The 15963-nt window shown below is 52.9% G+C and carries 14 protein-coding genes; 12 read left to right on the forward strand and 2 right to left on the reverse strand.

The features are described from left to right. Positions 1 to 121: 121 nt before the first annotated feature. Complete coding sequence (locus tag WMO41_RS14065; RefSeq protein WP_349230305.1) at positions 122 to 1489, reverse strand: acyltransferase; 1368 nt, start codon at positions 1487 to 1489, stop codon at positions 122 to 124. A 76-nt stretch (positions 1490 to 1565) separates the two neighbouring features. After that, the gene (locus tag WMO41_RS14070) at positions 1566 to 3197 is read right to left on the reverse strand and encodes a L,D-transpeptidase family protein (protein WP_349230306.1); all 1632 of its coding nucleotides are present in this window, start codon (positions 3195 to 3197) and stop codon (positions 1566 to 1568) included. A 181-nt stretch (positions 3198 to 3378) separates the two neighbouring features. Here WMO41_RS14070 and WMO41_RS14075 point away from each other — a divergent pair, with 181 nt between their 5' ends. The 12 genes from WMO41_RS14075 to WMO41_RS14130 all read left to right on the forward strand — a co-directional run bounded on the left by WMO41_RS14075 (position 3379) and on the right by WMO41_RS14130 (position 15892). Then, on the forward strand, positions 3379 to 4413 hold the full coding sequence (locus WMO41_RS14075) for a glycosyltransferase family 2 protein (RefSeq protein ID WP_494338474.1): 1035 nt from the start codon (positions 3379 to 3381) through the stop codon (positions 4411 to 4413). Between the two features lie 111 nt (positions 4414 to 4524). Further along, positions 4525 to 5976 (forward strand): lipopolysaccharide biosynthesis protein, encoded by a 1452-nt coding sequence (locus WMO41_RS14080; RefSeq protein ID WP_349230308.1) that lies wholly within the window; start codon positions 4525 to 4527, stop codon positions 5974 to 5976. Positions 5977 to 6065: 89 nt separating this feature from the next. After that, positions 6066 to 7172 (forward strand): ATP-grasp domain-containing protein, encoded by a 1107-nt coding sequence (locus WMO41_RS14085; RefSeq protein WP_349230309.1) that lies wholly within the window; start codon positions 6066 to 6068, stop codon positions 7170 to 7172. Beyond that, the gene (locus WMO41_RS14090; RefSeq protein ID WP_349230310.1) at positions 7169 to 8293 is read left to right on the forward strand and encodes a DegT/DnrJ/EryC1/StrS family aminotransferase; all 1125 of its coding nucleotides are present in this window, start codon (positions 7169 to 7171) and stop codon (positions 8291 to 8293) included. Before WMO41_RS14085 ends, WMO41_RS14090 begins: the two co-directional genes overlap by 4 nt. Beyond that, entirely contained in the window at positions 8290 to 9012 is a 723-nt protein-coding gene (locus WMO41_RS14095) for a glycosyltransferase (protein ID WP_349230328.1), read from the forward strand. The genes WMO41_RS14090 and WMO41_RS14095 overlap by 4 nt, the downstream gene beginning before the upstream one ends. 88 nt (positions 9013 to 9100) lie before the next feature. After that, positions 9101 to 10399, forward strand: a complete 1299-nt coding sequence (locus WMO41_RS14100) for a lipopolysaccharide biosynthesis protein (RefSeq protein ID WP_349230311.1) — start codon at positions 9101 to 9103, stop codon at positions 10397 to 10399. After that, a complete protein-coding gene (locus tag WMO41_RS14105) occupies positions 10389 to 11333 on the forward strand; it encodes a glycosyltransferase family 2 protein (RefSeq protein WP_349230312.1) in 945 nt (314 codons plus the stop codon). Before WMO41_RS14100 ends, WMO41_RS14105 begins: the two co-directional genes overlap by 11 nt. Beyond that, a complete protein-coding gene (locus WMO41_RS14110) occupies positions 11315 to 11680 on the forward strand; it encodes a DUF2304 domain-containing protein (RefSeq protein ID WP_349230313.1) in 366 nt (121 codons plus the stop codon). Before WMO41_RS14105 ends, WMO41_RS14110 begins: the two co-directional genes overlap by 19 nt. Then, positions 11661 to 13367, forward strand: a complete 1707-nt coding sequence (locus WMO41_RS14115; RefSeq protein WP_349230314.1) for a DUF2142 domain-containing protein — start codon at positions 11661 to 11663, stop codon at positions 13365 to 13367. The genes WMO41_RS14110 and WMO41_RS14115 overlap by 20 nt, the downstream gene beginning before the upstream one ends. Positions 13368 to 13400: 33 nt before the next feature. Then, positions 13401 to 13967 carry a dTDP-4-dehydrorhamnose 3,5-epimerase gene (gene rfbC / locus WMO41_RS14120; protein ID WP_118534003.1) on the forward strand — a complete coding sequence of 189 codons (567 nt, stop codon included), beginning with the start codon at positions 13401 to 13403 and terminating at the stop codon, positions 13965 to 13967. 3 nt (positions 13968 to 13970) lie between these two features. After that, the gene (locus WMO41_RS14125; RefSeq protein WP_349230315.1) at positions 13971 to 14783 is read left to right on the forward strand and encodes an ABC transporter permease; all 813 of its coding nucleotides are present in this window, start codon (positions 13971 to 13973) and stop codon (positions 14781 to 14783) included. Between the two features lie 74 nt (positions 14784 to 14857). Next, positions 14858 to 15892 carry an acyltransferase family protein gene (locus tag WMO41_RS14130; RefSeq protein WP_349230316.1) on the forward strand — a complete coding sequence of 345 codons (1035 nt, stop codon included), beginning with the start codon at positions 14858 to 14860 and terminating at the stop codon, positions 15890 to 15892. Positions 15893 to 15963: the final 71 nt, after the last annotated feature.

The following is a 15963-nucleotide window of genomic DNA, read 5'->3' on the forward strand; positions in this document are numbered from 1 at the left end:
TGGCGGATGTTAATCCGACACAGGCGAACGCGTGTTAGCGAGAGCAAGCAAACAACGATATGTGAAAATAAAGGGAGGCGGACTCTTTCACTTCCGGACCTTTTAATGGATATTCAAATTGCTATTTTGCCATATGCCTGATTTGTTTGATTGTGGCTTCGAAGAGGGTGCGGACGGCGTAGACCACGGTCTGGTCGATGAGAAATCCGCAGATCAGGGAGGCAGTGATTATGAAAAGGATGGCTCCGGCGAAGGCCAGGGGGTGTTTCCAGGTGATGTCCAGGTTCAGGGTGGAGATGGCGAGGTGATAGAGCACCCACCAGTGCAGGAGCAGGATGGTGAAGCTGTGTTTGCCGAGCATGGTGATGAGCGGGCTTAAGAAATGTGTCCGCTCCGGTTTTTTGTGCAGGGCCAGGGCGAAGATGCCGCAGGCCATGAAGATGGAGAGCGGGGCCATGTGCACGTAGTAGTTGATATAAGTCTGCCAGTACGCATACGGATTTACGGAAAAAGCTACCTTAAAAAAGGATAGGGCCGCAAGCGTCCAGATCCACCGGTCGTATCTTCTGGTTTCCGGTCGGGAGACCCAGTAGCCGATCATGGCAATGCCGATCCACTGGGCGAAGAAGGGCAGCAGGTCGGTGGTCATGAGGGTGTAGGTTTTCAGAAACATACAAGCCAGAACAACGGCGGAGAGACTGGTAAGCGCGCGGTAGGGCATGGCTTCAAACATATACTGGAGAAACGGCACAGCCACATAGATGGAGATGGTCATGTAGACCAGCCACAAAAAGGGGCAGTCCTCCTGAATGGAACCGGACAGGATGCGGTGAAAGGCTTCCCGGAGGGTGTCAGCGCATACCGGATTCAGCCGTCCGTTCTGCCACATGTAAAAGAAAAAGTAAAGGACCGAGGTCAGCACTACCTTGGAGAAACGCCGTTCATAAAAAGTGCCAATGCCTCCTTTGGTTCCTCTTCCAAACAGCAGGGCGCCGGTCAGCATGAGAAAGCAGGTGTTTCCCAGATAGAGGCAGGTCTGCAGCACAGCAGCCGGCCGGAGGAGAAACGCCGGAACTTCCCGGAGCATGGCCAACGTTTCCTCATTGATCTCCATGGAAAGCATTGGCATGGCAATCCCGAGACAGTGGAGCAGAATGACGCAGAATACCGCGAAGAGGCGGATGTAGTCATAGCGGATATCGTAGGAGGGACTGGTATTCGTAAAACCAAGGGTGTCTGTAAGAGAAAATGCTTTTGCCGTGTTTCCCGCGGATGATGGCTTACCGCTCACGGTCTGCTGGTCAAACTCATGTTTCAGATGCAGAACCAGAGAAAGAACCACCAGAGCTTCCGGAAACAGGATCTGCCTTGGGGCAAGGAAACCGCAAGCTTTCTTTTCACACCAGATCAGGAATAGGGAAGCGCATACCGATACCAGAAACCAGAATAGCACACTGGCATAGAGACAGGAACGTTTCTTATCATTCATAAAGACTCCTTATAAAAGAAGCCCGGAACACCAGCCGCGAAGCGGCCGTTCCGGGCTTCTTTTGTTGTTCTATAATTTACTGATTCTGGAACTTTGCGAGGATACGCGCGGTTTCTGCGTTGATCATATCCTGTGTTACGTTCGGGTCAGTCGGATCCCAGGTCTGCTCAAACGGAATCTCGTACGCAATGGTCGGGCGCTCAAACGGTCCTGCAACGGAAGAGTTGTAAACCTGAACGGTGGTTCCCAGTGCGCAGTGATCGTAAACCCATTTTGCGTCGCCGCTTACCAGACGGATGCAGCCTGCGGAACGGGCAATACCCATGTTGTTGTAGGTGCTTGCCCATACGGTCATCGGGTTTGCCGCATCGTAGATGATGGAGTGGATCAGGATCGGAAGACCTGCGCCAAGACGGGTTGCGTACTGGGTGTAAACGTCATGGATCATCAGTCTCCAGCGGTATTTCTCCGGAGTCTTAAAGGTTCCGAGCGGAGTGTCATCACCAACGGAGGTCAGGAAAGACTTCACCGGGATGATATAGCCGTTGCCGCCATCCTGTGCGTAGATGGTCATGCAGTTTAACTCTTTGTTGATCTTGATGAGATACGGGCCGTCGCTGCCAAGCAGGGATTCGACATCGCTCCACATCTTGCCATCTTCTCCGAAGTAGTATTTCAGGCCGTCAATGTACTGCCAGCCGGTTACCGGAACGGAATCCTTGAAGTAGTAACGGTCGTTGCCAATCCAGCCCCAGCCGGTGTAGTTGTCGCCGTTGCCGTGGATGTAGCGCATCTGGCCGTCTACATACTGGATGCCGTCTGCGTGGGCAGATACAAGGGCATTGGAGGTATTTAAGCCGGAGGCGGTATTCTTTGCGAAGAATGCAAGGCGGAAACCGGTTAAATGAAGGCCGGTGTTCATGGTGCCGACGGTCTCGCCGTTTTTGCCCCAGCCAGTCTCAGTGCCATCGCTTAACTGTGCGCAGTAGTAGATGTCGTACTGGTCATTAACCGGGCCTGCGAAGCGGTACTGGATCGCCTCAACCGGATACCAGGCATTGCCATCGAAGGAAGTCTGCTGGCCGCCTACAGCCCAGCCGGTCCAGCCGGTGGTGGAGTTGTAGGTGCGGTAACGCACATCACCGAAAATGTTTTCCAGATAGGTACAGATGGCAGTAAAGCCACCGGCCTCGGTGGTAATCTGCTGATCGTTTAAGTATGCGCCGGACCAGTTCTTGTTGTCGTTGGATAAGATGGCAGTGGTCAGACGCGGCTGGCGCAGCGGAACAGAAAGCGGGCCGGTGTGGTTGGCTTCGGCTTCTGCTTCAGCAGCGGCTTGCTCAGATTCCAGCTGGTTTGCCTGATCCTGGGTCAGGGCGTTGTCCTGGCCGCTTGTGGCATTCTGGGAATTCTCGGCGGAAGCACTGGTTTCCGGTGCGGAAGTCTGTGCGTTTCCGGTCTGGGAAGTACCAGATGTCTGGGATGCGTTGGAACCCGGAGCTTCGGTGGAATAGGTATGTCCATCGGAAGTGGTTTCCGTGGAAGCTGCGGTGCTTCCTGGTCCGGACACCTCCGTCTTTTTGGTTGTGTCAATGACGCCGCTTGTTGCTGCCGTGGCCTCTGTATCCGCGAAAGCACTGGTTACAGATCCGGCCATCATCATGCCGGCCATCAGCAGTACAAGTCCTGCTTTTGTATATTTGCGCATGGATATAAAACCTCCTGAAAATAATAAATAAACCAATCAATGTTAATCTATCATAAATGAGGTAAAAAGACCATATCTGATTTACAATTTATTGGCAATCATGTAAAATAAAAGGGATTGTAAATAATTTCGTAATAGAATTGTCATAGAAATGGGAATAAAAGGAAACGGACGGATCATGATGGAGCAGAAGGAAAAAGCAGGAATCAAAAATGGGATGCAGGAGTGCGTTTCGGGAGCGGATCGCGAGGATTCTGACATTATGGTCAGCATCTGCTGCATCACATACAATCAGGCTTCTTATATCCGGGACGCGCTGGAGGGTTTTGTAAACCAGAAAACGGATTTTGCCTATGAGGTTCTGATTCACGATGATGCCTCTACCGATGGAACGGCAGACATCATTCGCGAGTATGCAGACCGGTACCCGGACCTGATCTTTCCGATTCTGCAGACCGAAAACCAGTATTCCAAGGGTCTCACCAATGTCAGCGGTACCTTCAATTTTCCGCGGGCAAGAGGGAAATACATTGCCATGTGCGAGGGCGATGACTACTGGACAGATGATCGGAAACTTCAGAAGCAGGTGGATTATCTGGAGGCAAATCCGGGCTGTTCCCTCTGCTTCCACAGCGCAAAGGTGGAGGTGCAGGGAAAGGCACTGACGGAGCACACCATGCGTCCGTACAAGGGCAGCCGCATGGTCTCCCCGGAGGAGATCATTGACAAAACTTCCGGGTATCCGACGGCATCCCTGATGTTTTATCGGGAGATGGTGGCAGATCTGCCGGAGTTTTATAACAATGCCCCTATCGCGGATATTCCACTGCAGCTCCTTTGCGCGAACCGGGGCTGGGCCTGGTATCTGGATGAGCCTATGTGTGTGTACCGTCTGGGGGGAGCAGCCTCCTGGACTACGCTTATGAAACAGGGAGATTACGAGAAAAAACAGCAGGATTACGCAGATTCCATGACAGCTATGTACCGGGGCTTTGACGCGTTCAGCAGCGGCCGGTTCCACAAGACGGTGGAGCATGCCATCCGGCGGCTTACGTTTTTGACACGGGTAAACACCAAGCATTACGAGACTGTATTAAATAAGGAAAACCGGGAATTTTACCGGGAACTGAATGCAAGAACACGGTTCTTCATCCGGTTTGAGACTTCGGCACCGAAATTGTATGACTGGCTGCAGAAGCAGTTCCACCGGGCATAAGCACCATGGACCGGAGCGGTAGAAGAGGCAGGCTGGGCGGCAGCGGATTGCCGTGAGCAGGAATCTTCAGAGAAACACAGAACAAGAAACAGGATTTGAAAGAGATTGTTTATGAATGAAACAGGAATGAAAAATAAAGTGGCGAGCGGACTGTTCTGGAAGCTTCTGGAAAACGGAGGCGCCCAGGGCATCCAGTTTGTGATCGCGATCCTTCTGGCCAGACTGCTGACTCCGGCGGAGTATGGCGTGGTCGGAATCATCATGATCTTTATCACCATTGCGAATGTATTTGTCCAGAGCGGCTTTTCTACGGCTCTGGTGCAGAAAAAGCAGGCTGACGAGGTGGATTTCTCATCGGTCTGCTATTTTGAACTTGCGGCATCGGTTGTATTTTACGTGCTTTTGTATCTGGCGGCGCCTGCCATTGCGGAGTTTTACGCGATTTCGGTGCTAAAGCCCATTGTGCGGGTGCTGGGCATTGTGCTGTTCCCGGGGGCAGTCATCTCGGTTCAGACAGCCTATGTATCCCGGAACATGGAGTTTCGCGGACTGTTTTTCTCCACACTGGCTGCTTCCGCCATCTCTGGCGTCATCAGCATTTTCATGGCGTACCGGGGCCTGGGCGTGTGGGCCATGGTGGGGCAGCAGATCAGCTATTACATCAGCCTGATGATCGTACTGTTTCTCACGGTTTCCTGGAAGCCGGGGCTGTTTTTTGCCTTTGACCGGATCCGGACCATGTTCGCGTTTGGCTGGAAGCTTCTTTGCGCGTCTTTGTTGGACACGGTATTTAACAATCTGTATGGACTTTTGATCGGAAAGATATATAATGAAGAGTTGTTGGGCAGCTACAACCGCGGAGAGCAGTTTCCAAAGCTGATTGCTACCAACCTGGGCGCAGCCATTCAGGCAGTGCTGCTTCCGGCCTTTTCTGCCTGTCAGGATGACAGGGACAAGGTGCGGGATATGGTGCGCCGGGCTATCCGCTTAAGTTCCTTTGCGGTGATCCCCATGCTTATGGGGCTGTTTGCGGTGGCGGACACGCTGGTGCTGGCCATGCTTGGAGAAAAATGGCTGATCTGTGTGCCATTTTTACGGATTATGTGCGTTTCCTACTGCTTCTGGCCGATTCATATCACAAATCTGCAGGCCATCAACGCAGTGGGACGCAGTGATATTTTCTTAAAACTGGAGCTGGTGAAGAAGGCTTTGAGTATTCTGGCTCTGGTCATCGGCATGCAGTTTAACGTGTTTATCATGGTGTGTATCAAGGCATTTCAGGATTTTGTGTGCACCTTTGTCAATGCGGCGCCGAACAAAAAGCTGCTGGGCTATGATATCGCTCATCAGTGGATGGATGTGGCTCCTCCGGCTGCGTTATCGGTGGTGATGTGCGGGGCCGTGATGGCCTTTGGCGCATGGCTTCCGGCCATGTCGGTATGGCTGAAACTGGGACTGCAGATTGTCTGCGGCGCTTTTGTATACATTGTGCTGGCGGCGGCCTTCCGCCTGGAGAGTTTCTGCTTTTTAGCAGGTATAGTGAAGGAACGGCTGAAAAAATGACGGATGCAGTTCGTAAGTGGAAATTTTCTGAATGGAATCTGCAGGGAAAGCTCCAGGGAAAGCTCCAGCACAGAGGAGGGTTAAAAATTATGAAAGAAACAGTAATCGTAACGGCCATCGGGTCGTTTTCTGCCCAGAACGTGATTTCTGCCTGCCACGCGGCGGGCATGCGGGTTGTGGGCTGTGATATATATCCGGCAGAGTGGGTGGTAAACTCCCAGGATGTGGAGGTGTTCTACAAGGCACCCTATGCCACCGACCGGGAACAGTACCGGAATTTTATCAAGGAACTTTGTCGGAAAGAACAGGCCAGTGTGCTGATGCCGCTGACCGATGTGGAAATCGATGTGATCCAGCAGTGGAGAACGGAGCTTGCGGAAGATTTTAAAGCGCTGGGCGCAGAGGTCTGGATTTCCGATGTTTCCGCAATCAGCCTTTGCCGGAATAAAGAGAAGATGGAAGCGTTCTTGCGGGAGCGGAAGCTTTGCCGGACCATTCCGGGAGTGCGGCTTTCGGAGTTGGATGTTGCTAATCTTAAGTATCCGTTGGTGGCGAAGCCCTTTGACGGCCGGAGCAGCCAGGGCCTGCGGATTCTGGAATCTAAAGAGGATCTGGAATTTCTCCTGCATACCTGCAGCGAAGAGCAGAAACAGCAGTATCTGGTGCAGCCAAAGATCGGCGGTCATGTCATCACCGTAGATGTGGTGCGGAATCCGGAGACCGGACAGGTATTCTGCCTGCCGAGAAGAGAACTTCTGCGTACCTTAAACGGCGCGGGAACTTCGGTCTGTGTATTCCGAAGCGGACTGCTGGAGCAGCAGTGCCGGGACATCGCGGAGGCAGTGGGCATCCGGGGCTGTGTGAATATGGAATTTATTGAGGCAGACCGGGAAGCTGGGGAGTATTATTTCCTGGAATGTAATCCGCGGTTTGCGGGCGGCGTGGCATTTTCCGGCGCGGCAGGCTACGATATGGCTGACGCCCATATCCGTTGCTTTACCGGGGAGAAGCTGGATGAACTGTTCGTGAATGGCGAGCAGTATATTGCAAGGCGGTACACGGAGTATTCCATGAACGGCCGGAATGAAGCGGCTGGCGCAGAACAGGCAGACAGCCAGAGCAAAACAGCTGGCGCAGAACAGAGTTCATGCCATGCAGCCAGCATGAGTCAGGCGAAGGGAGAGAAAAACAGATGATAAAACGACATGAAGAGCCGGTTATGGTGACCCGTTCATCGCTGCCGCCTCTGGAAGAATATGTGGAAATGTTAAAGCCCATCTGGGACAGTGCCTGGCTGACCAATATGGGAGAATACCATGAAACCTTAAAGGAAAAACTGAAAACATACTTAAAGACACCGAATCTGGAGCTGTTTGTGAATGGTCATATGGCGCTGGAGCTGACGCTGCAGGCCATGAAGCTGACGGGCGAGGTCATTACGACCCCGTTCAGCTTTGCCTCCACCACCCACGCCATTGTGCGAAACGGCCTGACTCCGGTATTCTGTGATATTAATGAGGAAGACTATACCATTGATGTGGACAAACTGGAGAGTCTGATCACGGAGAAAACCTCGGCCATCGTTCCGGTCCATGTATACGGAAATCCCTGTGATGTGAAACGTATCCAGGAGATTGCGGACCGCCATGGCTTAAAGGTCATCTACGACGCGGCCCACACCTTTGGTGAGGAGATCGATGGCGTTGGCATCGGCCAGTTTGGTGATGCGTCCATGTTCAGCTTTCATGCCACCAAGGTGTTTCACAGCATTGAGGGTGGCGCGGTTGCGTTCCATGACTCGAAATTAAAGGACCTGCTGTATCAGCTGAAAAACTTCGGCATTACCGGCTATGAGCAGGTAGAGTATGTGGGTGCCAACGGAAAGATGAATGAGTTCCAGGCGGCCATGGGCCTCTGTAACCTGCGTCATGTGGATGCGGACATCGCGAAGCGCAAGGTTCTGACGGAGCGTTACCGGGAGCGTCTGGGCGGCGTGGAAGGCATTCGCCTCTGCAAAGAAAAGGAAGGCGTGCGTTATAATTATGCCTACATGCCGGTGGTATTTGAAGGCTACGGGGCAGACCGGGATGAGATCTTTGCGGCGCTGAAAGAGTATAACATTTTTGCGCGCAAGTACTTCTATCCGTGCATCAACGATTACGCATGTTACCGAGATCAGTTTTCTTCCGACGACACGCCGGTGGCAAAGCGGATCGCCTCTGAAGTACTGACGCTGCCGTTATACCCGGATCTTTCCCTGGAAACGGTGGATGAGATCTGCGATATCATACTGAAATGTGGAGAAAAGACGAAATGAACAAGGTGCTGATCGTAATTCCCGCCTACAATGAGGAAGCGAACATCGAGAATGTGGTACGGGAACTGGAGGATAAGTATCCGCAGTTTGATTATATTGTGGTCAATGACGGCTCCAGAGACCGAACGGCGGTCATCTGCCGGGAACAGGGCTTCAACCTGCTGGATCTTCCGGTAAACCTGGGGCTTGCGGGCTGCTTTCAGGCGGGGATGAAATACGCTTACCATAAGGGCTATGAGTATGCCATTCAGTTTGATGGCGACGGGCAGCACCGCCCGGAGTTCATTGAGCCTATGATGAAAAAAATGGAAGAGGGCTATGAGATTGTCATTGGAAGCCGGTTCGTGAATGCGAAAAAGGACTGGTCCATGCGTATGGTGGGAAGCCGCTTCATTGAGATGGCTATCCGTCTGACAACGGGCGTGACGGTCAACGATCCGACCTCCGGCATGCGGATGTTTAACCGGGAGATGATCAAAGAATTTGCCCTCAACTTAAACTACGGACCGGAGCCGGACACGGTTTCCTACTTGTTAAAGCAGGGGGCGAAGATTGCGGAAGTGCCGGTGCACATCGCGGAGCGGGCCGGCGGCGAGAGCTACTTAAAGCCGATGGTGGCCGCGCGGTATATGGCGCGGATGCTGCTGTCGATTCTGCTGATACAAAATTTCCGGAATAGTTCAGCCATGCGCCGTGACAGACAAAAAAAGGCGATGTAAGCTGGCTTACATGAGCCTTTCTTTGCCTGTCATGGCATGGCTGAACGGGAATAACTAGAAAACATAGAAACAACGGAGTACAAACATTATGAAACACTGGACGCGCCTTCTCATGCGCACAAGGCTGAGCCTGGAAAAAGAGAATATGATCTGGAACATGACCGGAAGCTTCTTCTACGCCTTTGCCAGTATGGTGCTTTCCTTTCTGGTGCTGCGCATCGCGGGGGAGGAGCAGGGCGGCATCTTTTCCTTCGGATTCAGTACCGTGGGGCAGCAGATGTTCCTGCTGGCTTACTTTGGTATCCGACCGTTTCACATTACAGACGGGGCGAACCAGTACCGGTTCGGGGATTACCTGCATCACCGGTATGTGACCTGCGCCCTGGCGCTGCTTCTTGGCGCCGGGTATCTGGCGGCGATCGGCTATTCCTGGCAGAAGGCGCAGATCATCTTCCTGCTGATCGCCTACAAGGTGATCGATGGTTTTGCCGATGTGTATGAGTCGGAGTTTCAGCGGCAGGGGTGCCTGTACTTAACCGGCCGGTCCAATACCTTCCGTACCATTCTTTCGGTCGGCGTGTTTCTGGTCACCCTGGTTTCCGGGGCGGGGCTGTTTACCGCCTGTGTGGCTGCGGTGCTGGGACAGATTGCAGGTGTAGTCCTGTTTGATATTGTGGTTTTAAGAGAACTGAACCAGGTGGATTACGGCTGGAGCGCGAAGCAGGGCGTGTCTTTAACGGCATCGGCCATTTTGCTGTTTGTTTCCGTATTCCTGGATTTCTATATTTTTTCGGCAGCGAAGTATGCCATTGACGCGCATTTGGGCGATGCGGCCAGCGGCTATTTCAACGTGATCTTTATGCCGACCTCCGTCATCAACCTGGCGGCGGGCTTTGTCATCCGCCCGTTCCTGACGTATCTGACGGACTGCTGGAATGAACACCGGTTTTCTGATTTTAAAAAGAAGCTTCTCACCATAATGGCAGTCATCGGCGGCCTGACGGTATTGGCGGCAGGCGGAACCGTGGTACTGGGAAAACCGGTGCTGGCACTTTTGGAGTGGCTGCTGGGGGCGTCCTACAGCGGAACGCTGACGGCGTTGTGGCCGGCCTTCATCATGATCGTGCTGGGCGGCGGCTTTTACGCGGTGTTAAATCTTTATTATTACGCGCTGGTCATTCTGCGCAGGCAGAAGCTGATCTTTGGCATTTACGTGCTACTCACGGTGCTTGCGGTTATTCTGGCACCGAAGCTTACAATCGCGCTTGGAATATTCGGCGCGGCCCTGGCCTACCTCATCTTAATGATCGTGATGGCAGCGGGCTTCGTTGGAGGAGCGTGGATTGAAATACAGAAAGAAATACAGGAGGTGCGTCATGACGGTTGATGTTTTGATTCCGGTGTACAAGCCGGACCGGCGGTTTGCGAGACTGCTCCAGATGTTAAAAAAGCAGACGGTGCTGCCGAACCGGATCATCATTATGAATACAGAAAAAGCTTACTGGAACGCGGACGGATACCGGGATATTCCGGGCATGGAAGTCCATCATCTGACAAAAGAAGAGTTTGACCATGGCGGCACCCGCAACCTGGCGGCCTGGTATTCCGAGTCAGATATCATGATCTTTATGACCGATGACGCAGTACCCCAGGATGAATATCTGATCGAGAATCTCTTAAAGGGACTGGATCAGACGGGGCCGGAGGGCGAGACGGTGGCAGTGGCTTACGCAAAGCAGCTTCCGGCAAAGGACTGCCGTACGATTGAGCGCTACACCCGCTCCTTCAACTACCCGGACAGGCCCATGGTCAAGACGAAAAAAGACCTGGAAACCATGGGAATCAAAACCTATTTTGCTTCCAATGTCTGCTGTGCGTACCGCAAGGATATTTTCCGGAAGCTGGAGGGCTTTGTGAACAGCACCATCTTCAATGAGGACATGATTTATGCAGCCACGGCCATGGATGCCGGTTACGCGGTGGCGTATGTGCCGGAGGCGAAGGTGGTTCATTCCCACAATTTAACGCCTATGCAGCAGTTTCACCGCAACTTTGACCTGGCAGTATCCCAGGCGGAGCACCCGGAGGTGTTTGCGGACCTGAAATCTGAGGGCGAGGGCATCCGCCTGGTAAAGCAGACGGCAAAATATCTGCTGACGCATTTCCGCGGCTACCTGATCCCGGAGCTGGTGGTCGGCAGCGGCTGTAAATATCTCGGCTACAAGCTGGGAAAACAGTATGAGAAGCTTCCAAAGAAGATGATCCTCTGGTGCAGCATGAGCCCGCTTTACTGGGAAAAGAAATGGAGAAGAAAATCATGATGACCACAACCTTACGAATCGCGCTGATCCTGGTGTCCCTCGGGACCTTTTCCATGATCATGCGCAAGATCCGCCAGTCCCGGATGCAGATTGAGAGCGCGATCTTCTGGATCGTGCTGGCCCTGGTATTGGTGGTATACAGCGTATTTCCGAAGGTGGCCGATGCCTGCGCCAGCCTTCTGGGAATCTATGCGACAACCAACTTTCTGTTCCTGTTTGCGATCTTCGTGCTGATCTTAAAGGTATTCTTTATGAGCATCCACATTTCCCAGTTGGAAAGTAAGATCAAGGAACTGGTACAGGCGATGGCTCTTGAGGAGAAAAAATATGAAGAAGAGAAGCGTTAGCCTGGGCCTGATCACCGGAATCCTCTGCCTGGCGGCTGCGGCAGCCTGGCACAGCCTGGATGTGCGGGCGGGAATTCATGAGACCGGCGCTTCCTGGCAGATGGGCCAGTACGTATTCTTAACGATGCTGGTGGTGGCGCTGACTACGGTTTGCGGCTATTTTCTGATAGAAAAGAACATTTTCAGTTCAGAAAATGCCTGCCCACGTACAGTAACTCTCTGTTCCCTGCCGAAGCTGGCGGTGCTCATGGCTGGCGGGCTTGGCATTTTGTATCTCTTTGTGCTGCCGCCTCTCGCGGCACCGGATGAGATCAGCCACTACGTCAGTGCTTACCGGCTTTCCTCCCAGATGACCGGGCAGCCCCAGCGGGACCGGTATGGCCGGGTGCTTCTGCGGGCGCAGGACACCTGGGTGGAAGACCTGGACGGGGATTTTGTGTATGAGCCGGATGAAGACGGCAACCTGCAGGTGACGGCTGAGAGCCGGGAGCAGGCGGTGAAGCTGGGGGAAACGCTGGATGAATCCACCTACGAGCTGTTTCATACTCTTGGCGTCAACGGGCAGTATGCTCCAGAGCGTACCGCCGAGATTCAGAGTATGGGTGCGTATGTCAGCTCCACCTATCCGCCGGTTACCACCACGCCCCTTGCCTATGTGCCCCAGGCCATCGGCATCAGCCTGGCAAGAATTCTGGGACTGAACACAGTCTGTCTCTTATATTTTGGACGGCTCTGCAACCTGATTTTTTTCGTGATCATGCTGTATCTGTCCATGAAGCGGATTCCGTTCGGAAAGGAAGTGCTTCTCGGCGTGGCAGTGCTTCCCATGACACTGCATCTGGCGGCTTCCTTTTCCTATGATGTGATGATTCTGTCCTGCATGTTTTTGCTGACGGCGGTTTGTCTGGATCTGGCCTATGAAAAAGAAACGGTCCGGGTGCGGGATGTGGTGCTGCTTGCCGTTCTGGCGGCGGTGGCCGGTCCCTGCAAAATGGTGTACGCGCCGATACTGGGCCTGTGCCTGCTGATCCCTATGCGGAAATTCGGCAAGGTGCAAAACTGGTTTATCAGCGCCTTTGCAGTGGGGATAGCCTGGGGCATGGCCATGTATCTGGTCAACAGCCAGGTTATCACCACCTACGCAACTGCAACGGAAGCCGACAGCTATGTGGAATGGGCGGAGGAGGCGGGCTTTAGCATAAGCCTTCTCATCCACAATCCGGTGCTGCTGGTGCGGATGTTCTATCAGACTTTATTGTGGAATGCCAAGGACATGCACATTACCATGATCGGCGGCTGGCTTGGCAACCTGGACCAGGTGCTGGATGTGCCGTATCTGGCTGTCTGGGCTTTCACGCTGTGCCTCATCGGCCTGGCCTTAAAAATTCCAGGAGAGCAGATCCGTATGACCGGGCGGCACAGAGTCTGGATCGGATTTTTATGCGCGGCCTGCGCGGGTCTTACCATGCTGTCCATGCTGATTGCCTGGACACCGGTCAGCTCCCGGGTGATCCTGGGGGTTCAGGGACGGTATTTCCTGCCATTTCTGCCAGTGCTTTTACTGGCTCTCAAAAATCATACTGTGGTTTTGACAAAGGATAAAAACCGTAGTATATTGTATCTGATGTGCTGCCTGAATGGCTACGCCCTGGTGCGTCTGTTCAGCATCGTGTGCATCCGGCTTTAAAACTTAGATGAATGAAAAGTGAGGAAGAAAACAATGGGAAAGATCAAAGTGACATCCTGCGACATAGAAGGACTTTATGTGATCGAGCCAACCGTATTCAAGGATGAGCGCGGTTACTTCGTAGAGACTTACAACCAGAACGACTTCAAGGAAGCCGGTCTGAACATGGTATTTGTACAGGATAACCAGTCCATGTCCGTGAAGGGCGTACTGCGCGGCCTGCATTTCCAGAAACAGTATCCGCAGGGCAAGCTGGTGCGTGCCATCCGCGGTGCAGTCTTTGATGTAGCAGTAGACCTGCGTGCCAATTCCAAAACCTACGGCAAGTGGTTTGGTGTAGAGCTGACTGCAGAGAATAAGAAGCAGTTCTACATTCCGGAGGGCTTTGCGCACGGTTTCCTGGTACTGTCTGATGAGGCTGAGTTCGCTTACAAGTGCACCGATTTCTATCATCCGGGCGATGAGGGCGGACTGGCTTATAATGATCCGGAGATCGGCATTGACTGGCCGTTTGAGGAAGGCGTAGAGCTGATCATCTCTGAGAAAGATAAAAAGTGGAGTGGTCTGAAGGACACCTTCAAATTTAATGAGGAAAAATAACGTATGAATTATGTAATTTCTCTGATGAAAGAAATCGTCAGGAAACGAAAACTCATCTGGGATCTGGCCAAGGCCGATTTCCGGAAACGCTTTGTGGGTTCGTACTTCGGCATTGTCTGGATGCTGGTGCAGCCGATTGTTACGGTACTGATCTATTTCTTCATCTTCCAGGTGGGATTTAAGAGTGTGCCGCCGGTTCCGGGAGTTCCCTATGTGCTCTGGCTGATTCCGGGCATTGTGCCGTGGTTTTACTACAGTGAGGCCTTAAACTGCGTGACCGGGTGCCTGCAGGAGTACAGCTATCTGGTGAAGAAGGTCGTGTTCCAGGTAGAGATTTTGCCTATCATCAAGCTGATTTCCTGCATGCTGGTGCATGCGTTTTTCGCTGGGATCATGCTGGCGGTGTTCTTATGCTACGGACGCCTGCCCATGGCTACCTGGATCCAGATCCTGTATTACAGCTTTGCGGCTTCCATGCTGGCACTGGCCTTTGGCTATCTGACGTCTGCGGTCAATGTCTTCTTTAAGGATATGGCGCAGATCGTGAGCATCTGCCTGCAGTTTGGCATGTGGCTGACCCCGATCATGTACCAGGAGACCATGTTTGCCGACAAGGCACCGTGGTTTGTGACCATCTTAAAACTGAACCCGTTCTACTATGTGGTAGCCGGTTACCGTGACAGCATGCTGACCGGAAACTGGTTCTGGGAGCGGCCGAGGCTCGGCATTTATTTCTGGGTGGTGACTCTGGTGATCGGACTTGTGGGCCTTCGGGTATTTAAGCGGCTGCGTCCGCATTTTTCCGACGTATTATAGCAGGCGGATGAATCTGGAGTCCGGCTTTCCGGACCGCCGCCTGATAAAATGTATGACAGACGAGGGGGAATCATATGACCGAGTTAGAATTTCGCAACAAAGTCACATGGTTCTCTTTTGCGCTCAGTCTTCTGGTGATCTGGGTTCATTCCTACAACGCGGAGCTGTTTCTGGGTTACCAGGCAGCTACGGGAACGGTCTATGTGCTGGAGCACCAGATCGGAGACTGGTTTGGCCAGATTGCGGTACCGGGATTTTTCATGATCTCCGGCTATCAGTTTTACCGGGATTTTGACTGGGGAAAGTTAAAGGGCAAATGGCAGCGGCGTGTGAAAAGTCTGCTGGTTCCCTATATTGTCTGGAATTTTCTGTATTACCTCAGCTACGTCATTGCAAGCCGCATTCCTGCGGTAGGGGATGTAGTTGGGAAAGGTGTGGTGGAATTTTCCCTTGCGGCCATGGTGGATGCCGTGGTGGCCCACACCTACAACAATGTATTCTGGTATCTGTACCAGCTTTTGTGGCTGGTGGTGCTGGCGCCGGTGCTCTATCCGCTGCTTAAGCGGGTGTGGAGCGGCCCCTTACTTCTGGCGTTTTTCTGGATTCTGGTGCGGGTAAATCCGAACAGTTTCCCGGTGAATCCGGACGCGCTGATTTATTATGGAAGCGGAGCCATGATCGCGCTTCACTGCCGGGAGGCGGCGGAAGGCGCGGAGAATGGAAAGCGTCTTGCAGTGGGGCTTTTGAGTCTTGCGGCAGCAGCGGTTATTTACTATATCGGGCTCTGGCGGGCCCACACCCCATCCTTTGTCCTGTGCCGGTTATGCGCGGTAGTTGGACTCTGGCTGGTGCTTCCGGGAAAACATCTTCCGGCGGCAAAAGATTTTATGAAGCATAACTTTTTCCTGTACGCCGTGCATTTTGCCATTGTGCGGCTGATCAACAAGGGGGCGGCCATGCTGATGGCCCAAGCAGTGCCGGAATGGTACGGACCGTTTGGCCTGTTCCTGGTGATGCCGCTTCTGGTGCTTCCGATCAGTACCATGATTGGAAAAGTCCTGCGGCGGTATGTACCGGGGCTTTGGAATCTGCTGACCGGAGGCCGGTGATGCGAGGCGGCCGGTTGATGCAACGGGGAAAGTTTGTATCACAGAATGGTATGAAAATAACGGGAAAGGAG

Source organism: Ventrimonas faecis, from assembly GCF_040096075.1.
Lineage (GTDB): Bacteria > Bacillota > Clostridia > Lachnospirales > Lachnospiraceae > Brotaphodocola > Brotaphodocola faecis.